The organism is Streptomyces sp. NBC_01214 (assembly GCF_026340975.1).
GTDB lineage: Bacteria > Actinomycetota > Actinomycetes > Streptomycetales > Streptomycetaceae > Streptomyces.
In genome coordinates, this window is the sequence record NZ_JAPEOS010000004.1 from 1 (window position 1) to 18,637 (window position 18,637).

Genomic DNA, 18,637 nt, shown 5'->3' on the forward strand with positions numbered 1-18,637 from the left:
GCCGCGACAAGTCGCGTCATAGTGAACCGCCTCCGCAAGCGGAGGCGACACGGTGCTAACGCACCGCCAGATTCCCGCGCAAGCGCGGGAATCTGGCGGGCCGCAAGCGGCCCGTCGTGGGAGGGCCCGCCGCAAGCGGCGGGCTGGTGCCGCTGACGCGTCACCAGATGCCCGCGCAAGCGCGGACATCGAAGGGGTGTCCGCTGACGCTCCCACCCCTTCAGGTCCTTCCGGCTCCGCCTCCAGGACCAGGCCCGCTGCCGCGGGCCGGCTGGCAGTGGTGACAGGTGAGCTGGCTTGTCGCTGTGCTCGTCAGTCCCAGTAGCAGCCGCTGATGTGGATGCTCGACCGGGTCGCGGTCCGTTCGTCGACCTGGACGTCCCAGCGGGCGGCGGCCTCGGCGTATGCGGCCTCCACCTCTTCGGACGGCTGGCAGCAGCGGATTGTCGCTACTTCCTCCCACACCATGCGGATTCTGGCTGCTTCCTCTACCAGATGCAGAAGGCGTGTCGTGTCCTGTGCACTGCGTTGCATGGCACTCCCCCATCCGTGTGTCGGCGCTTTCATCGTCCACGGGTGACCCGCAGGTGCGGTAGAGACCGCTCGTTTCCGGTACGGAATCTGGTGATGTCTTGTTCCGGACGCCGTCGTGGGTGTAAGCGCGGTACAGTCGTCAGTGTGCATCACGTCGGATCTGATGTGTGTAGCTGTGTAGGATCCCGAGAACATCGCTATCCCCTCCCCGGCGGGTCTGTCCGCCTCTTCGAGTTCAGCGGAGTGCCGAGTGCAGAAGTCTGGTGACATCGTGCTGCGTCCTCATCAGGAGGAGGCGGTGGAGGCCATTGTCCGGGGGCTGGATACTCCGCCGGGGAAGCGGATTCCGGAGGCGGGTCTACGGGCGACGGTGGTGGCAGCGTGCGGGACGGGGAAGACGTTCATGGCGGCCGCGGCGGCGCTCCGGCTGGCGCGGCACGGGCGGGTCCTGGTGCTCCTGCCGACCCTGGATCTCCTGACGCAGACTGTGCGGGAGTGGCGGCTCGCCGGGCACACCGGGCCCGCGGTCGCGGTCTGCTCTCTCGAGGACGACCCGCAGCTGTGGCAGCTCGACGTCCGGACCACGACCTCGGCCCCGCAGCTGGGGCTGTGGCACGGGCACGGCCCCGTCACCGTCTACGCCACCTACGCCTCCCTGCCCGTCATCGCCGAAGCCCACGAAGGCGCGTACGGGCTACCCATGGACGTGTTCGACCTGATGGTTGTCGACGAGGCGCACCGTACATCGGGGTCGGCCGGGAAGGCTTGGGTCGATGTCCACCGCCAGGAGGTCATCCCCGCCATGCGCCGGCTCTACATGACCGCGACGCCGCGGATCTGGATGGAACGGCCCCCGCGGTCCCGGGCGCAGGAGGAGGCCCGCCGGCGTGCCGAGGAGGCGGAGAGCAGGGAGCGTGAGGAGGCGGAAGCCGAGGGGCGGGTCTACGTGGCGCGGCCGCGGTGGGACCGGCTGCCGAAGGAACTCGCGTGCTCGATGGACGACGAGCGAGTGTTCGGGCCGGTCGTTTATGAACTGTCGCTCGCTTCGGCCATTTCCCGAGGGCTTCTGGCGAAGTATCAAATTGTCGTCGCGGAGCTCACCGACCCCGTCGTCACCCCGGACCGGCTGAACAGTGAGGAGCGGTACGAGGAGCAACTGCGCGGACAGCGACTCGCCGCGACGCAGACCGCCCTCCTGGAGACCATGGCCGAACACGGGCTGCAGACCACCATCACCTTCCACCACCGCACCGTGGAGGCCGAGGCCTTCGCCGCGGGGCTGGACGGGGTCGCATCCAGGCTGCATACGGTGGATCCGGCCCGGCATCCGGAGCGGGTGTGGTCGGGCTGGCTATGCGGGGAACACGAAGGCGCCCACCGGCAGTCCGTGCTCGCGGACTTCGGGCGCAGGGCCGGGCGGGCGGTGCTCAGTAACTGCCGGGTTCTGGGCGAAGGGGTCGATATCCGGGCGACGGACAGTGTGGCCCTGATCGATCCCAAGGGGTCGGCCGTCGACATCGTGCAGGCGATCGGTCGGGCTTTGCGGCAGAAACCCGGTGAAGGGAAGATGGCCACCCTGATCGTGCCCGTGTTTCTACGGGAGGGCGAAAAGCCTGAGGACATGCTTTCATCGAATTCATACCGGCCGCTAGTTCGAGTCTTGGCGGGGCTTCGGGCGCACGATGAAAAGGCTGTGGAAATGCTTGCTATTCCACAGGAGAACCAGAAAAGGGTCGTGAACCCGTATCGGCCGGTCGGGAAGGCGCCGGAGGAAGGTGAGGAGGAGTCACGGCTCCTGCTCCGGTTCGCGGCCCCACGGGACCCGGCGCTGATCGCGAAGTGGATCACCTACCAGGTGATCAACACCGAGCGGCAGGACTGGCGTCGGGGCGCGGAAGCCGCGCACCGCTACCGGCAGAGGGAGGGGCACCTCGACGTCCCCTACGAGCACGTGGAGACCGAGGGGGCGTTCCCGCTCGGACGGTGGCTGTCCGATCAGCGGCGGGCGTACCGGGCCGGGGCCATGACCGGGGAGCGGGCGGCCGAGCTGGAGGAGCTGGGGATCATCTGGGACACCGCCGACGCCGGCTTCGAGGCCAACCTCGGCGCAGCACGGGCCTACTACGACCTCCACGGCACCCTCGCCGCACCCCGGGGCGCAGCCATCCTGGACGTCCAGGTCGGGCAGTGGCTCACGAACGTCCGCCGCCCCGGCGGGCTGGGCAAGGACCCCGGCCGGGCGCAGCGGCGGGCCGCCGCGCTCGCCGCGATCGATCCGGACTGGAACCCGGGGACTCGTGGGTGGACGGTGGACTGGCAGCGGCACTACGCCTACCTCACCCAGCTCCTCGCCTCCGGTGCGCGACTGACCGCGATCGTGCCAGGGGTGACACGGCACGGTGAGGACGTCGGACGGTGGCTCGCTTCGCAACGGCGGGGCTGGGAACGGCTGAACGACGAGCAGCAGCACCGGCTCGCCGAACTCGGCGTAGGGCCCCAGAAGGCCCCACGGGCACGTAGGGCGGCGACGAAGACGACCACGGCCGCCGGGCCGCGCACGGGCGGGAAGGCCTTCCAGAAAGGCCTCCAAGCCCTCACGCAATACGTTGCACGGGAAGGCGGAATGCCAGGGCGCGGCGCCATCGAACAGCTCGCTGACGGTCCTCACCGGGTTGGCATCTGGATCGCCAACCAGAAACAACGCCGCGACCGGCTCGACCAGGCACAGCTCACCGCTCTCGCCGAACTCGGCGTCCACTGGGCTGCCGGATGATGGTGGGGCGGCCCACGAGCCGCCCCGCACGGCCTCACTTAAGAGGTCATCTCATTTGGTGAGTCTTCGGTAGCAGATGAGGGTGCAGGCGATGCTGGCGAAGGCGAGGAAGTGGTCGGCTTTGCATTCGTAGCGGCGGTGGAGTCGGCGGCAGCCCGCGAGCCAGGCCATGGTGCGTTCGATGGTCCAGCGGTGGCGGCCCAGTCGCTGTGAGGACTCGATGCCTCTGCGGGCTATGCGGTGCTTGATGCCGCGCTGACGTAACCATTTCCGCAGGTGGGCGTAGTCGTAGCCCTTGTCAGCGTGGAGCTTGCCGGGCTTGCGCCGTCGGCGGCCACGGCGGGAGCGGATGGGCGGTATGCCGCGGACGAGGGGTTCGAGGGCCTGGCTGTCGTGCAGGTTCGCGCCCGAGATTCCGACGGACAGGGGCAGACCGGTCCGCTCGGTGATCAAGTGGATCTTCGATCCGAACTTGCCCCGATCGACAGGATTCGGACCTGTCAGGTCCCCCTTTTCAGGGCCCGCATGTTCACCGAGTCGATCGCGCAGCGGGACCAGTCCAGATCGCCGCGGGCGCCGAGCTCATCGAGGACCAGGCGGTGGAGCTTGGCCCACACCCGGGCCTTGCTCCACTCGGCAAAACGCCGGTGCGCCGTCGCTCCTGACGGCCCGAACGACGCCGTCGGCAACTGTTGCCACGTACAGCCCGACGTGGCAACGAACACGATCGCGGCGAGTACTTCCCGGTCGCCATGCCGACGCCGACCACCGCCCTGCGGTCGCGACGGGGCCTCCGGCACGACCCGCTGGAACAGCACCCACAACTCATCCGGCACCAGCCGGTCAACAATCCCCGCCACGACCGTCAGTCTACCCAACCATCCAAATGAGATGACTTCTAAGCAGCTCGCCCAGGGCTCGATCCTTGTGAAAGACCTTTAAAGGCGTGCCAGGACTCGCTGCAGGTCGTCTCGGTCGAATGCGTGGCCGGAGACCAGCAGAGTTCGGGTGTAGGCGTCCAGAGCAGAGATGAGCTCTTCCGAAAACCCCGCCACCGCGGGTAGCTCCCAGGCAGCGGTGAGCAGCTCGTCGAGGCGACTGGGGTCCGCCGGCAGGTGGATGTAGATCTCCCACGGCGGGACGCCTTTGAGTCTGGCCCGCTCGGAGCGTGGGAACATCCGGTTTCCCGCTCGCTCCAGAGCACGCAGCACTGCCAGTTCCGGTGCGGCTGTCACGCCCAGCGCTGTCACCATCGCAGTCCGGTCCATTCGTTCGAGTACAGCCTCAGCAGCGCTCACACCAGAGCACCGCCGACCCATTGATCCCGGCCTGACGCTAGGCGGGGAGCGGGGCGGACCGGGCGGGTTACGTGGAACTTTGACTCGATCGTGGCGGGTGACGTTGCCTTCTGTGGCGTGGAGCGGTCCGGAACGCCAGCCGACCCAGCGGCGCATGGAGGAGCCGCGGCGCGCGTACGGGCCCGGCGGCAAGCGCCTCGCACGGCCGGTACCTGCTGGCAGGCAAGCAGCTGATGAACCTCGGTCGCATCCGGGGACAAGCGTCGGGGCCGGGAGGGTGCTCCTGTCCGTCCCCGATCCTCAGGCAGGCGTCAGCCTGAGACCTCTTCGAGGGTAGATGCGATGAGGGCCGGGAGGAAGTCGATGGCGCGCTTGAGCAGACTTTCGATGGGGACGGCAAGGTGGTTGTTGTCCACGCTGATGAGTCCGGCCCATCCGGCTGGCTCGTAGCGGGCCAGCATAGAGAGCGTGTAGATGATCGACCACCAGGCCATCAGCAGGTGCGGTTCCCGGCCCGTTGGTGGGATCGCTGGCAAGAACCATCGCGACCGTCCGTGGCTCCGTGTGAGGCCGCGCAGGTGTTCCCGTCGCTCATCGACGAGCGCGTGACCCTGGGGCATAAGCCAGCTCACCCGGAGTTCTCCCCCGCCGTGGTCGTAGCGGGTGAAGTCAGGTGGCCCATCGGGCTGGGGTGTCCGGCGAACGTACTCGTGGTGCTGGGCGAGGCCCGGGTACTTCGCGAAGAACGCGTCCGCTGTCTCCCGGCCGCCATTGTCGATGACCCAATCGGGTATGTCGCAGACTGGCACATGCAGTAGGGGATGGGGATCGCTGTGAATGCCGCGATCGTCTGTGTACAGGGCGGTGTAGCGGTTCCGGTCCGTGAGTGGGTACTCGAGGTTGACCGGCAGCATGTCCCAGACATCCTCGAGCCGCACCGGATCGTCCTTGCCTCAGACCGGGGAGTCGAGAAGCTGGCTCAGCCGCACGAAACTGCCCCGCGATGTCGCGGGGTCGGTACGGATCTCGATGTCGGCGAAGGGCTTGTCGAAGCCGCTGGCTCGGATGCCGTGCCCGTCCAGGCGCCAGTCCTCGCCCTTGAGATCGACTGCCACTGCGGCGATGGCACGGCCGGCCTGGCTCAAGCCGTAGAAAGCCTGCAGGGGTCGAGTGGCCGGGCCTACCACAGCGGCCGCGCGGAACATCTGCTCGGCTTGTTCCAATGCCGCCGCGTACGTCTTCCGGCGCGCGCCCCCACCCGCTTTACCGGGTGGGTTCGCCCGGCTCGCCCGCAACTTCTCCCACGCCTCGTCAGGCTCCGCCTTCATATACATGGGCCGACGCTATCCCTCGACCCTGACATCGAGAGTCGGTACCCAGGAGGTGACCACGGCGATGGTCCAGCCGGAACGCGTCCAGCGGTACACGGCCTGGTCTGCGTTCAGGGAGCCGAACCAGACGGTGTGGAGGCTGTCCGGCACGTCGGGGCTGTCGACTGGCACGAATCCTTGCCGGAGCGCCATGGTGACGTCGAGCTGGCCACGGTCGGCCCAGACGAAGAGATGGCCTTCGCGGTCGGTGTACCGGGCGAGCTTCTTGACCTTGTTCGCCCCTTGGTCGGAACCGAGGAAGGCATTGATGTAGGGGGAGATCGTGTCGGCCGTGTGACGGGCAATACCACCAGTCACTTCGAAGGGGAAGATCCGGCCTGAAGCCCTATCACTCCGGACGCGTTGGGCACTCACGATCTTGAGGGTGTATAGCGTGCGGAGATTCTCCGCGTGCTCCGGTGTGGGGAACTCACCGGGTGGGGTGCTGTCGGGCCAGCCGTCCCGGCCGATCCTGTCCACGCCTTCCCTCTCCAGGTGTTGGAGAAGTTCGACCAGCGGCGTGGCCGACTTCCTGACATGCACTCCAGGGGTGAACTGGACCAGCCAATCCCCTTTCAGGCCGGGGACCGGTCCGTCGTAGTGCCGGTCAAGGCCCTTCCAGAGACCCTGGCGGCCGGGGTCGGTCATGGAAGATACCTCGAGCGCGACCTTCGGCCCAGCCCCATCGAACGGGTCAAGGAGAAAGTCCGCCTTGCCCGGCTCGGCCTGGTCGTCGTAATCGAACCGGCAGGTCCCGAGAACCTCGTTGACCGCAGCCTCCGCCCGGAGCTCGTCCGGCGCCAACTCCACCGCCCTTTTCTGCTTCATGCCAGTGACGCTAGGGCAGCGACGGCCCCGCCAACGAGGCTTTTACCGTACGAGCGGGAGTCAGGAGGTTTCGCCGGACCAGTCCAGAGGTGCCGCGCCGGAGTTCGGGTCGTACATGGCCCCGGCCACCGGCGCCGGACTGCCCGATCTCGGTCATCATCGTGACGCCGCTCTGGAGCTTGTCTGCTGAGCAGCAAAGCCCCCACTCCTATCCAAAGCTGGCAGCCATGCCTGGCACCAGATACGAGTTGGGCTACTGCAGGAGCTCCGGAACCTTGAACTCGACTGCGCTGCGGAATTATGTTCGATTAGTGTGATGTCCTGGACAGGTCTGTATCTACATCGGGAGACTGAGGGCATGGCGTCCTCCGCGCATGAGGCATCGGCGTCCGCCCTGGGCTATCTCTTCCAGGCGCAGCTCGCCCTTTTTGAGCTGCTGCGCGGGCAAGAGGAGCGGCCGGACGGGGCGATCAGCCTGGAGCTCCACGACGATGTCGCCTGGGAGCAGGACGGTCGACCCGTTGATCTACTGCAGGTCAAACACCACATCCGCAGTGTGCGCGCGCTCGGTGACAAGGACGACGACGTGTGGCGGACCATCCAGTCCTGGATGGACACCCACGCCCCCGGCGATGAACACGGCCCCATGCTGACTCTGGTCACCACTCAGCAGGCCCGGCCGGGATCAGCCATGGCAGCGCTGAGGGCACCCCAGCCGGAGCCCGCCAAGGCTCTTGAACTGCTCGTCGTCGCTGCGCAGGAGTCGGAGGCCAAGGGAACAAAGGACGCGCGAGCGGCCTTCCTGTCCCTGCCGCCGCCGCAGCGCGCTGTGTTCGTACGGCGGATGCGGGTCATCGATGGCACGCCTTCCATCGATGACCTCGACGCGCAGGTCCGGCGGAAGCTGAGGGCGGCACTCCCCGACGGCCACGCCGACTCCTTCATGCGGCAGCTATGGGCGTGGTGGTATGAGCAGACCGTAGAGATGCTGCAGAAGCGGCACACCAGCGTGTCCGTGACCCGGCTGATGCAGCGCATCAGCCGCATCCGCGACGACTACACGGCCGACCGGCTGCCTACGCTGGTGGATCGTGAGGATTTCCCGACAGCTGCAGAGACTGAGCTGGCCGATGCCCGTTTTGTCCACCAATTGCACTGGGTCGGCGCGGGACGCCAGCTGAACAAGGCGATGGTGGACTACTACCGCGCCTACACCCAGACCGTGGCCTGGCTCGAAGACGACTTGGTCGACCTCGACGAGCTGGCACGATTCGAGGGCGACCTCGCCGACGAGTGGCGGCGTGAGTTCGACTGGATGCTCGACGACCTCGGTGATGACGCCACGGAACGGGAGCAGGAACAGGCTGGCAGGGCGCTGCTGCGCAAGACCTTGGACCAGACGCGCTACCGGATCCGGGAGGCGTACGACGAGGCGTTCTTCTCCCGGGGCAAGCATCACGAACTGGCCGATCAGGGCAAGGTCGGATGGCACCCCGACTTCGAGACCCGGGTGAAGAACCTGATCCAGGCCGCACGTGTCTAGCTGGACACAGCGGCCGCAAGCCAGCGCCGCCTTCCTCAACCCCGCCCTTGTCGCCGCGGTGACCGCCACCGCGGCACGCGACTACGAGCGGGAGGCATCCGGCAGGCGGATGCCATGGCCGATGGCTTTCGTCGTGGCCCCGCTGGTCCTGCACCGGCCCACGCGGCAGGCACTGCCCTCCTCGACGCGCACCCATCTGACGAACTGGGTCGCCGAACACCCGGCACTCGTTGCGGGACTTCCTGCCCGAGGCGTCTCACTGGCGCCAGCCGTACGCGAGGGCCTGCGCTTCGGGCTCCGCCACCAGATGATCGCCGTCGAGCAGGGCCACCTCACGGGGACCATCCCGTCGAAGTCCCGCATTGAGGGCGAACTGGCCGACCTCATCAAGGCCGCTTCCCTGATAGGCCGCTGGACCGCGAAGTCCGACAACCCTTCCACCGTATTTGCACTGCTTGGCGTGAGACCCTGAGCGGGTGCAGATCCGGTCGATCATCCTCTACAGCAAGAGCGGCGAGAAGCGCGTCCTGGACTTCCGGCTCGGCGAGCTCAACATCGTCACCGGCACCTCACAGACAGGCAAGAGCGCACTCCTCGACATCGTCGACTACTGCCTCGGCAGAGACAAAGCCACGCTCCCGATCAGCCCGATCTTCAGCACGGTCGCCTGGTACGCGGTGATTCTGCAGCTGCCCGACACCCGGATCCTCGCCGCACGGCCGGCACCCCGCCCCGGCGCCAAGTCCGTCACCAACGCCATGCTCGAAGTCGGCAACGACCTCGGAATCCCCGAACTGTCAGACCTTCGCATCAACACCGACTCCGCACAGCTGCGCCAGCAAATCGGACGCCGCATCGGTATCGGCGACACCCGCAGCGAACCGGCGCCGGGAACCCTGCTGTCCCCACTCAGCGCCAACCTCGGCCATGCCGTCCTGCTCTGCCTGCAGAACCAGGACGAAGTCGCGTCCAAACGGAGTCTCTTCCACCGTCAGAACGAGAGCGGCATACCGGAGAGCCTCAAGGCCACGATCCCCTATTTCCTCGGGGCGGTCCCCGAAGACCAGGCCGCACTCCAGCAGCAGCTTCTCCAAGCCAAACGAGCCCTGCGTCGCACCGAGAACGACTTCAAGGCCGCCCAGGAGGCAAACCAAGGCGTGGAATCCCGCCTGCAGTCCCTCCTCGCTGAAGCCCGCGTCCACGGGCTCCTCGCCGATGACAGCATCGGCAGCTCGGACAGGGCCGCGGTCATCGAGGCACTCCAGCAGGCCTCCTCCTTCCGGCCCACCCCGCTCGACGCAGACGAGGAGCAGCGTCGCCAAGAGCTCCTCCTCACCGAAGAATCCGCAGCCCTGCGTCGGCAGCTGCGCTCCCTCGCAGAAGAGCGCCAGCTCCTGAACGACCTGGAGACCCAGGCGGCCGGCTACAGCGGAGCGGTCGCCCGTGGCATGTCCCGCCTGTCCGCCCTCAACCTTGTGCCCGACGGCTTCCCCGGAGAGCACAGCTGCCCCCTGTGTGGCAACGAACTGGCCGAGCCCGACCCCACCGTCGCCGACATGCACACCACGCTCACAGACCTCCGAGGCCAGCTCGACAGTGTGCAGACCGTCCAGCCGCGCCGCGAGCAGGCCCTGCGTGAGATCGAGCTGCACGCGACCCGCCTACGCGAACAGCTCCGCGGCATCGAAGGCGCCCTCAGCATCATCGCCGAGCAGCGCTCCCAGCAGGCAGGGCTTCTAGGACAGGCCGAATCCCAGGCCTACACCCGCGGCAGGATCAGCGCCGTCCTGAGTCAGATCAACACCACGACCGACGGCGGACACCTCCAGCGTCTGGAGTCGGACGTCGCCGTCGCCCAGCAGCTCGTCCAAGGTCTCGAAGAACAGCTCGACACCGAAACCATCGACGACAAGCTCACCCATGGCCTCAGCTACATCAGCGGCAAAATGACCAGCCACGCCCGAGCCCTGAAACTCGAACACGGCGACCGTTTGGTCCGCCTCGACATCAAGAAGCTCACTGTGGTCGCCGACACCCTTGAGGGCGTCACCGAACTGCTCCGCATCGGCAGCGGCAAGAACCACGTCGGCTACCACCTGGTCGCTCACCTCGCGCTCCACCAGTACTTCGTCGCGAACAGCCGGCCGGTACCCCGTTTCCTCATGCTCGACCAGCCGACCCAGCCGTACTACCCCTCCGACATGGCCAAACAGCGGGGACGGCTGGAAGACCTCGCCCTGGACGAGGACCGCACAACCGTGACCCGCCTCTTCAAGCTCATGCACCAGGTCGTCAACGAACTGGCGCCCGACTTCCAGATGATCGTCAGCGACCACGCCGACCTGCCCCATGACTGGTACCAGGCATCCGTCCGCTACAACTGGCGCAACGGCGAAAAACTGATCCCCCCGACCTGGCTCGAAGAGCAGCCCACCCCGTAACCGGAATCGCCTTTCGTGCCCTAGTAGGTCTACACAGGCCAGAGGCTGTTGCGGGCGGCCACTACAGGGGCTGATCGCCGATCGTGTCCCAGTCCAGCGGGTACTCGGCAGCGCCCCGCCATCCACACGCGCACACGGCCCGGACGGCCTCAGCGCGGGGGCGGCGACCGGCCGTCGTAGGCCGTCTAGTGCTTGGTCGACGGCACGTTCGGACCGCTCCCGACATCGAAGTACACCGGACCCGGCTCGCCACCGCCGACGAGGACACCCACCGCGCCCGCGTGCGCGTCCCCGAACTCCACCGTCCACCAGTCCCCCTCCACCAGCACACCACCCTCACACGCGTCCCGGCCGACAGGCCCGCCGGATCCCGCCCGCGACCCTGCCCCCGCCCACTCCTGGGCGGCCACAAACAACACCTGTCGTTGGACGCCTAGCCCCGAACGAGCGACATATTCGAAAGCAATGACACGTCCAGACAAGGTTAAATCCAACACATCGAGAAGGCTAAATCTGCTAGGTTCGGGGTGGAGGTGAAGTCATGCCGAGTCAGGAAGAGCTGTTCGATGCGGTGGACGCGCTGCTGGAGGGCGAGCCGCAATTGCCCTCTCCGGCGGAACGGGCGCGACTGCGTGAGGCCGCGGGTGTCACGCAGGCCCGGCTCGCGGCCGCGTTGAAGTCGACGGCGCAGACGGTGAAGAACTGGGAGAACGGCCGCTCCGAACCGCGCCCGCCGCGGCTCCAGGCATACCTGCGACTGCTTGACGGCTGGGCGGCGAAGTACCCCGCACCGACCGCACTCGCGCCTGCACCCGTGCCGGTCACGAAGACCTCCACCGGCCGCGTGGAGCAGCCCGCCGAGCCCCCGCCGGCCCCCGCCCCCGTACCGGTCCCAGACGTGGGTCCGGCCACGGTGACCGCCGCATGCCCGGCGACATCGTCGCGCCGTCCGGTGCGGAAGGCCGCCGTAGCGGGCGCCGCCGATCCGCGTTTCCCGCACGGCCCGTTGGCAGTGCTCGACGGCGACGGGACCGCGTACGGCGTGGACGGCATCGTGCTCGACTGCCCCGCCACCACCGTGGCGCAGCTGGTCGAGTGGACACTGGCCGAGTCGGGACTCGGCGCGGTGCGGCTGAACCGTGCCGGGAAGGATGCCGATCCCCTGGTCGTGCTGACCGCGGCCGCCGCGGTGAAGCTCGGGCTTCCGGAGCGTCTGGAAGGCCACGAGGAACGCCGTTCCCTGCGCCTGGCGGAGGACCACCCCGTCGTCAAGCAGATCACCAGGGCGAAGTGGAAGCTGACCAAGCGCGGCTTCGGCCCCTGGGCGCGCGTCTACCGGCCGGCGAAGGCCGGGCAGCGGCAGTGCGTGCAGCTCGCGGTCCTGTCGTGGGACGCGCTCGACTCCCGGTCCTGGCCGGGCGTCGCCGGGATGGAGCCGGCCGAGATCGCCCGCGTGCTGGGCACGTACGCACGGCGGGTCATCACCCCGCGCGGCAGCACGGCCATCTCCGGGCTGGAGCTGATGACCGCGCTCCGGCCGCCCACCCGGGCCGTGAAGAGCGAGAGCACCGGCGAGTGGGAGTCCGCCTACAACCCGGGCTCGCTCGGCACCGAGCCGATGGATCCCGCTCCCCCTGAGGCGCCCCAGGAGCATCCGGTCGCGCAGGGCTGGACCGGCGGGTTCATCGACGAGGAAGCGTTCCAGTGGGTGCGGCCCGTGGACCTGCTCACGGACGAGGAGTGCCTGCTCCCGTACGCGGTCGGCCTGGACATGAACACCGCATTCCTCGCCGCCTCCGCGCGCCTGGTCGTCGGCCTGTCCGCACCCGACCACTTCCACCGCCCGAAGTTCAACAAGAAGATCCCCGGTTCCTGGCTCGTCGACCTCTCCGGCATCGAACTGGACCCGCGCCTGCCCTCGCCGTTCACACCGACCGGCGTACGGCCCGACGGTCCGGCCTGGTACCAGACCCACACCGTCGCCTACGCCCAGGAACTCGGCTACGACATCGCACCGATCGAAGCCTTCCTGCGCAGGGAGACAGGTGCGTACCTGGACCCGTGGCACGACCGCCTGAAGACCGCCTACGCCGACACCCTCGCCGACCTCGGCGTCACCCCCGATCTGGACGACCGGCAGTTCCTCGCCGCGATGGAACACCACAAGAAGGTGGATCCCGCGATGGCGGCCGTCCTCGCAGCGATCAAGGCCACCGTCAAGGGCGGCATCGGCAAGCTCCGCGAGCGACCGCAGGGCCGCCACTACCGCGACGGGGAACGCTGGCCCGCCCTGGAGCGGCCGACCTGGCGGCCCGACATCAGGGCCGCGGTCATCTCCAAAGCCCGGGTCAACATGCACCGCAAGATGGCCAACACCGCGAAGGCCACCGGCCAGTACCCGCTCGGCGTGCTCTCCGACTGCGTCGTCTATGCCTCCCCCGGACCGAGCCCGCTCGACTTCCTCCCCTACACCACCTCCGGCAAGGCCCTTCCGGGCGCCTTCCGCCTCGGGACGACGCCGGGACTGGCGAAGGTCGAGGGTGTCCAGGAGATGGCGTGGGCCGTCGACCTGATGGAGAAGGGGCTGAATCCGGCTCGGCACATCAAGGGCGGCGACGCCGTCACCGACGAAGGAGAGTGACGGGCTGTGGGGGACATCGACGACGCCCTGGAACGCGCCGACCGCGAGGCCTTCACACGGGAACCGCCCAAAACGCTGAAGGGCCGCATCAACTTCCTCATGGGCAAGCTGAAGACGACTAAGGCCGTCGCGCGGGAGCTGGGCGTGAGCCAGCGGTCGGTGGAGCGCTACCGCACCGGCGAGCGCAAGACCCCGCCCAAGACGATCACGGACCGCATCGACACGGCTGTGCGCTCCCGGTGGCAGCCGGTCGTGCGCAACCGGCGGCGCAAGCAGGCCGCCGTCAGCACCGGGATCACTGTCGAGACCCGCGCGCGGTTCGGCTACACCGCACCCATCGGCACCACCGACGACGGCCGCATGCGCCGCCTCACTGTCCACCTCCCGCCCGCCTACGCGCAGCGGCTCTTCGACGCCCAGCAGCACGGCGCCGCCGATCCGGAACTGCGTGCGATCGTCGCCGAAGGCCTCCAAGACGTCTACTTCAAGGACGGCGGAACCCGCGCCGACCAGCTCGAAGTCGAATTCACCGACATCGACTACATCGACGTGTCGTTCTGAGAGGAAGGGGTGGCCGGCGCACTTGTAAGCCGGGGCCGCCGTGGCGGTGGGGGCGGCCGGCGCCGCCACCGCCACCACGGCCATCGCCGCGCGCTTGATGCGCCCCGAAGCGCGCCGCGCACGGCTGCCCTCCTTGACGCCGTCTCTACGTGACCGCGGCCCTGCCGGAACCTGCCCGTTCAAGCAGCTTGGGCAGCGGCTGAGCCGAAGACGTCGTCGAAGGGGTGGGCGCGGTGTGTGCTGACGAGGTGGTAGGCGCCGCTTGAGTGGCGCAGGGCGTGGTCGGTGTAGTGGAGGACTTCGGCGGGGGTGAGGACTTTGAGGTCGCCGAAGACGTAGTAGAGCGGGGTGGGGGCATGGATGGCGGTGAAGTGGAGGCCGGCGTTGATGGTCGTGGCACTGATCGAGTAGCGGCTCGTGTCGGTGCTGGGCATGCGGTCTTTCGCGTCGATGGTGACGACGTCGGCACCGCGGGCGGCAATCAGGTCGGGGAACTGCCTCAGGGCGGAGCGGGTACAGCGCAGGGCTTCGCGGACAGCATGGGGGTAGGTGCCCTGTCCGCAGGGGTGGACGGTCCAGCCTCTGGCGCGCAAGGCGGCGGCGACTCGCTGTTCGTGCAGGTCCCCGACAGCCTTGCGGTGCTGCCACTGCGTCACGGTGGTTCCCCCTTCGACGAGTTCTGCATGCGTGATACGAACTGCCTTCTTTTCGTATTCCCTCATCTCTGGCTATGATGCCGCACATGGAGGCATACGTTGACCCACGCTTTCGTCCCACGCTGTGGCCCGGAACACCCGTTCCCGCACCGCAGTTGAGCCCCCTCACCGACGCGCGGGCAGAGGGCGAGTGGATCGTCTGGAGCCCCCGGCTCCGCTCCCCCGGCGATGGCACGGTGTCGCTGCCCGAGGACTTCTACCTGCGCGAATTCATGGAGCTCGACCCCGCCGACCTCGAGGCGGTCGCCGCCATGATGCGCGCCTACGGGCATCTGGGAGGCCGCGTCGGGTCGTTGAGCCTCGACGTCGAGGAACACGATCACTTCACCGCGCTGGCGGACAGCCTCCACCCCGAGCGCGGCCCGTTCGCCCTTCACGGCGAGCTGGCGACGCTGTTCGTCTCCGAGGCTCAGGACGCCATCGCCACCTGGCTGGCTCTGCGTCACGAGGGCGGACTGGACGCACTCGTCGAAGCCGAGGCCACCGAAGAAGAGCTCGCCCGGTGGCAGGCCGCCAACAGCGACAAGGCGGAGACGTGGCCGCGCGACCTCAACCACATGCGCGAGGAGCTGCTGGCGCTGAAGGTCAGCGACCTGGCCAGCACCCTCAACGCGGCTCTGGAGCCCTTCAGTATCGGCATCGGCGGCCTCGAAGACCGCTACCCCACACTCCTCGCCGTGGCGTTCCTCCAGCTCTACAACCACCTCGCCGAGAACGCCACCATCCGCGAATGCGCCAACGAGAACTGCCGGCGGCCCTTCGTCCGGCAGCGCGGCCGTGCCGAGTACGGACAGAACCGCACCACCGGCGTCAAGTACTGCACACGCGAATGCGCCCGCGCCCAAGCCCAGCGCGAACACCGGCGCCGCCGGAAACTGCAGCCCGCCCCAGACCAGCCCAGCTGACATGTGCGAGATCCGGGCCGAGCCGCTGCACTGGCCCCGCCCCGAGTGTCACCACCGACCGCCGACCCAGGGGCCGCCTCCTCCGGTCCCGGCCGTATCAGAAGAGGACATGGCGGGCCCCTCGTGAGCGCGTCGCGAGGTCTTCGCGTCACGCCTGTGGCAGCTTTCGTTGGACACCTGCGAAGCCCCGACACCCCAGTGCCAGGAGCAGGCTGTTCCGGCTGATGGCCTGTGTTCGCGGCCGGGCGCGTCGTCAGGCAGCGGCAAGGGCCAGGAGTTCCGGGACACCGGCCGCGGTGCGGTAGGGCCGGAATTCGGGCACGAGTTCTTGGACGAGTCGTTCGCAGCGCGGGGCACCGATTCGGCGGGAGAGCCCGAGGGCCTCTCCGGCGGCGTGGGCTGCCAGTTCAGGTTGCTTGAGCTTCAGGTGGCTGGCCGCCTGGTAGGCAAGGAAGATGCCTCGGGTCTTGTCACGGGCAGCCGGCAGGAGAACTTGGCCTTCTCCGATGAGTTGGTGAGCGCGGGCGGCGTCGCCGAGGTCGAGGAGGGCCTGGCCGGAGTCGACCGCGAGGTCGGCTTCGGACATCCACGCGCACCATGCTGGCAGAGGCCGGCCGGACGATGCTCCGAGGTGGTGCTCAGCTGCCGCCAGGGCGCGCAGGGCGGGCTGCTTCTCCTGCTGGGCAGCGAGGGTGCGGGCGAGGCGGAGGTGGAGGAGGGACCGGGCAGCGGGGTGCTGGGTGCGTTTGAGCGCGTGCTGGAGGATTCCGGCGGCGGTGGCGTGGTCCTTGCGCCATGCGGCCTGATACGCGAGGTCACCGAGCATGGCGGCGCCGAGGTCGGGGTCGTCGGTGGCGTGGGCGCTGTGGAGTCCGGCGATCCAGAGTTTGCTGGCGGCGGCGTGGTGGCCGTGGTCGAAGCGGTGCCAGGCGACGGTCTGGGCGAGGGTCGCGGCCAGAGTGTGGAGGCGCAGGCCGGTGGTGCGGTCGTAGCGACTGTGGGCGATCAGTTCTGTGACGGTGACGAGGTGGGCATCCAACAGGGCTGATACGTGTTGGCGTTGTTCGGTGACCAGGCTGTTGAGCTGCCGGCTGGTGTTCTCCAGCAGGGTGACCGTGTCCTGGCCGACTAGTCTGCCGCCCTCCGACTGCGCGGCGAGCGCGATCCCTCCGCTGGTGGCCCAGGCGGCGGCCAGGGTGGTGAGGGCGGTGCCGGAGATGGTGAGGAAGGTGCGGCGTTCCAGGCGTTCCATGGCTGTGTTGAGGGCCTCTCGCAGGGCTGTGACGGTGCTGGACGGGCCGAGGGGGACGACGCCTCCGTCGCTTCCGGGCAGCCAGTTCGGCCAGTTGTCGGGGTCGACCAGCTCGACGGGCAGCCCCAGCGCTTCCGCGATGTAGACCTGCGTTTCGGCTTCTGGGGTGACCGCCAGGACCTCCCATTTGCGTACCCGGTGCTTGTCTGTGCCCGAGCGCAGGCCTCGCCGCTGCGCCGCCGCGCCGATGAGGTTCGCCAAGTCGACCCGGGTCAGATTCTTGAGCGCGCGCCGGTAGGCCAGCGGATGCGAGTGCTCGGTCACGTAGTCAGTCAAGCACTCTCTGTCTTCCGCAGGGTGTGGTTCCCGAGGCGGGACCCCCGCGGGACCCCCGCCGGACCATCGCGTTGGACGTACAGCTGACCGAAGCTCGATCTTCCGAGCGATCGGACCAGTCGGCTCGGCCGGTGCCTGGTATTGGCGCCTGTCCCCCTCGCCATTGAAGGGACATCTCATGCCGTTTTCCACCGTTGCCCGCCCAGACGGCTTGCCGCGCACCTACGGAGGTTGTCGGTCCGGGATTGCGGCGGCCGTGATGCTGCAAACCTCGCCGTACCTCTCCAGCGTCCGTCCGGGCACCGGCCCGGACCTGGTGTACCTGTCGGACAGCAGCGGGCCCCAGGCCCCCGTCGGCGCCCCGCCCCTGGGGAGCACCGTGTTCGGGGTTGTAGGGCTGGACCGGGTGATCGTGTGGCAGGACGATGCCGCGGTCCTTGAGCTGCTGCGGTACGCCTCCGAACGTCCCCACGACAGCGGTGAGCTCTCGGCCCGGTTCGGGTCCGGCCGCGTGGAGGCGGCGGTGGCGCGAGGGTGGCTGCAGGATCCTGTCGAGCTGTGCCGGTCGTACCGGGTCGAGTCCGGGGAGATCGAGGTGACGGCCCACTGCAACTGGGGGTGCGTCTCCTGCCCGGTGGCGGCCGACCCCAAGCCGCGCCGGACCATGCCGATGGGCCTGTTCGAGGAGATCGTCGGCAAGCTCGCCGCGGCCGACGCCTCGTACGTGACGTTCCAGTTCTTCAACGAGCCGACCCTGGACCGGTACTTCTCCCGCCGCTTGGAGGTCCTGTCCCGTCACGGGATGCCGTTGGCTCTGTACTCGAACGCCTCCGCGCTGACCACGGCGAAGATCGAGGATCTGAAGCAAAGCGGGGTGCTGAAGGATCTGATCGTGAACATCCCCTCGGTCGACGAGGCCGAGTTCGCCGGGCTCACCGGGTCACGGAGCTACCAGCACACGGTGGGCAACACCGAGGCTGCCCTGCGCGCCGGGCTGCCGGTGCAGGTCGTCGTCAACGGGGTCGGCGCGCGTGGGGAGCGCAACCTCGAAGGGGTCGAGCGGCACTTCGTTCCGCTGGGCGCGCAGGTGTACCCGAGCCTGACGTGTGATCGGGCCGGTGAGCTGGGCGGCGAGTACGCCCAGGGCGTCCGGGTGGAAGGGCGGCTGACCGGCTGCGGCTGGCCGGTGCAACACGTGAACATCTCTGTGACCGGGGCCCTGTTCCTGTGCTGCAACGACTACTACCAGCGGGAGGTGTTCGGGCACGTCGGGGACGGTTCGATCGACGAGCTGATGTCCGGCGAGCGGGCGGTCGCGTTGCGCCGCAAGGTGTTCGGCGTCGACGAGGCTCCGGAGGACTTCCTGTGTCGGCGCTGCCACAACCAGCTGCGCGACTTCCCCGGCCGGGACTTCAGGCCGATCGCGACCTTCGGATAGG

At 68.4% G+C, this 18,637-nt stretch carries 17 protein-coding genes; 8 read left to right on the forward strand and 9 right to left on the reverse strand.

All coding sequences use genetic code 11. The features are described from left to right. Positions 1–312: 312 nt before the first annotated feature. Entirely contained in the window at positions 313–468 is a 156-nt protein-coding gene (locus tag OG594_RS46345; protein ID WP_266608968.1) for a hypothetical protein, read from the reverse strand. Positions 469–805: 337 nt separating this feature from the next. On the opposite strand from OG594_RS46345, the gene OG594_RS46350 reads away from it, so the two are divergent. Further along, a complete protein-coding gene (locus OG594_RS46350) occupies positions 806–3,307 on the forward strand; it encodes a DEAD/DEAH box helicase (protein WP_266609066.1) in 2,502 nt (833 codons plus the stop codon). Positions 3,308–3,358: 51 nt separating this feature from the next. Here OG594_RS46350 and OG594_RS46355 read toward each other — a convergent pair. The 5 genes from OG594_RS46355 to OG594_RS46375 all read right to left on the reverse strand — a co-directional run bounded on the left by OG594_RS46355 (position 3,359) and on the right by OG594_RS46375 (position 6,803). Beyond that, a protein-coding gene (locus OG594_RS46355; RefSeq protein ID WP_266603152.1) for an IS5 family transposase occupies positions 3,359–4,158 on the reverse strand; the annotation gives its coding sequence in 2 pieces (ribosomal slippage) (positions 3,359–3,820 and positions 3,823–4,158; 798 coding nt in all). Positions 4,159–4,245: 87 nt separating this feature from the next. Further along, positions 4,246–4,605: a hypothetical protein gene (locus OG594_RS46360; RefSeq protein WP_266608970.1), complete on the reverse strand. Its 360-nt coding sequence runs from the start codon at positions 4,603–4,605 to the stop codon at positions 4,246–4,248. 311 nt (positions 4,606–4,916) lie between these two features. Beyond that, positions 4,917–5,543: a YaaC family protein gene (locus tag OG594_RS46365; RefSeq protein ID WP_266608971.1), complete on the reverse strand. Its 627-nt coding sequence runs from the start codon at positions 5,541–5,543 to the stop codon at positions 4,917–4,919. Positions 5,544–5,558: 15 nt separating this feature from the next. Beyond that, positions 5,559–5,939, reverse strand: coding sequence for a hypothetical protein (locus OG594_RS46370; RefSeq protein ID WP_266608973.1), 381 nt, complete (start codon positions 5,937–5,939; stop codon positions 5,559–5,561). A 9-nt stretch (positions 5,940–5,948) separates the two neighbouring features. After that, complete coding sequence (locus OG594_RS46375; RefSeq protein WP_266608975.1) at positions 5,949–6,803, reverse strand: hypothetical protein; 855 nt, start codon at positions 6,801–6,803, stop codon at positions 5,949–5,951. Between the two features lie 358 nt (positions 6,804–7,161). Between OG594_RS46375 and OG594_RS46380 the strand changes: the two genes are divergently transcribed. The 3 genes from OG594_RS46380 to OG594_RS46390 are packed head-to-tail and all read left to right on the forward strand — an operon-like array spanning position 7,162 to position 10,787. Further along, positions 7,162–8,346, forward strand: coding sequence for an ABC-three component system protein (locus OG594_RS46380; RefSeq protein ID WP_266608977.1), 1,185 nt, complete (start codon positions 7,162–7,164; stop codon positions 8,344–8,346). Next, on the forward strand, positions 8,339–8,818 hold the full coding sequence (locus tag OG594_RS46385) for a three component ABC system middle component (RefSeq protein ID WP_266608978.1): 480 nt from the start codon (positions 8,339–8,341) through the stop codon (positions 8,816–8,818). Before OG594_RS46380 ends, OG594_RS46385 begins: the two co-directional genes overlap by 8 nt. 4 nt (positions 8,819–8,822) lie before the next feature. Further along, a complete protein-coding gene (locus OG594_RS46390; protein ID WP_266608979.1) occupies positions 8,823–10,787 on the forward strand; it encodes a DUF3732 domain-containing protein in 1,965 nt (654 codons plus the stop codon). Positions 10,788–10,972: 185 nt separating this feature from the next. On the opposite strand, the gene OG594_RS46395 is transcribed toward OG594_RS46390, so the two are convergent. Continuing rightward, on the reverse strand, positions 10,973–11,116 hold the full coding sequence (locus OG594_RS46395; protein WP_266608980.1) for a hypothetical protein: 144 nt from the start codon (positions 11,114–11,116) through the stop codon (positions 10,973–10,975). A 212-nt stretch (positions 11,117–11,328) separates the two neighbouring features. On the opposite strand from OG594_RS46395, the gene OG594_RS46400 reads away from it, so the two are divergent. Further along, positions 11,329–13,428 carry a DNA-binding transcriptional regulator gene (locus OG594_RS46400; protein ID WP_266608981.1) on the forward strand — a complete coding sequence of 700 codons (2,100 nt, stop codon included), beginning with the start codon at positions 11,329–11,331 and terminating at the stop codon, positions 13,426–13,428. 6 nt (positions 13,429–13,434) lie between these two features. Next, entirely contained in the window at positions 13,435–13,989 is a 555-nt protein-coding gene (locus OG594_RS46405) for an XRE family transcriptional regulator (protein ID WP_266608982.1), read from the forward strand. A gap of 179 nt (positions 13,990–14,168) precedes the next feature. Here the strand turns inward: OG594_RS46405 and OG594_RS46410 are convergent, their stop codons facing one another. Further along, the gene (locus OG594_RS46410; protein ID WP_266608984.1) at positions 14,169–14,711 is read right to left on the reverse strand and encodes a hypothetical protein; all 543 of its coding nucleotides are present in this window, start codon (positions 14,709–14,711) and stop codon (positions 14,169–14,171) included. Between the two features lie 20 nt (positions 14,712–14,731). Here OG594_RS46410 and OG594_RS46415 point away from each other — a divergent pair, with 20 nt between their 5' ends. Next, on the forward strand, positions 14,732–15,610 hold the full coding sequence (locus tag OG594_RS46415; protein ID WP_266608986.1) for a hypothetical protein: 879 nt from the start codon (positions 14,732–14,734) through the stop codon (positions 15,608–15,610). Positions 15,611–15,863: 253 nt separating this feature from the next. Here OG594_RS46415 and OG594_RS46420 read toward each other — a convergent pair whose 3' ends face one another. Beyond that, positions 15,864–17,186 carry an XRE family transcriptional regulator gene (locus OG594_RS46420; protein WP_266608988.1) on the reverse strand — a complete coding sequence of 441 codons (1,323 nt, stop codon included), beginning with the start codon at positions 17,184–17,186 and terminating at the stop codon, positions 15,864–15,866. Between the two features lie 271 nt (positions 17,187–17,457). Here OG594_RS46420 and OG594_RS46425 point away from each other — a divergent pair, with 271 nt between their 5' ends. Then, positions 17,458–18,636 (forward strand): radical SAM/SPASM domain-containing protein, encoded by a 1,179-nt coding sequence (locus tag OG594_RS46425; RefSeq protein ID WP_266608990.1) that lies wholly within the window; start codon positions 17,458–17,460, stop codon positions 18,634–18,636. Position 18,637: the final 1 nt, after the last annotated feature.

Excerpts from the sequence above, each read along its gene's own strand:
- OG594_RS46370 (WP_266608973.1), bottom strand. The coding sequence starts at position 5,939 with ATGTATATGAAGGCGGAGCCTGACGAGGCGTGGGAGAAGTTGCGGGCG.
- OG594_RS46425 (WP_266608990.1), top strand. The coding sequence starts at position 17,458 with ATGCTGCAAACCTCGCCGTACCTCTCCAGCGTCCGTCCGGGCACCGGC.
- OG594_RS46400 (WP_266608981.1), top strand. The coding sequence starts at position 11,329 with ATGCCGAGTCAGGAAGAGCTGTTCGATGCGGTGGACGCGCTGCTGGAG.
- OG594_RS46415 (WP_266608986.1), top strand. The coding sequence starts at position 14,732 with ATGGAGGCATACGTTGACCCACGCTTTCGTCCCACGCTGTGGCCCGGA.
- OG594_RS46380 (WP_266608977.1), top strand. The coding sequence starts at position 7,162 with ATGGCGTCCTCCGCGCATGAGGCATCGGCGTCCGCCCTGGGCTATCTC.
- OG594_RS46410 (WP_266608984.1), bottom strand. The coding sequence starts at position 14,711 with ATGAGGGAATACGAAAAGAAGGCAGTTCGTATCACGCATGCAGAACTC.
- OG594_RS46345 (WP_266608968.1), bottom strand. The coding sequence starts at position 468 with ATGGTGTGGGAGGAAGTAGCGACAATCCGCTGCTGCCAGCCGTCCGAA.
- OG594_RS46375 (WP_266608975.1), bottom strand. The coding sequence starts at position 6,803 with ATGAAGCAGAAAAGGGCGGTGGAGTTGGCGCCGGACGAGCTCCGGGCG.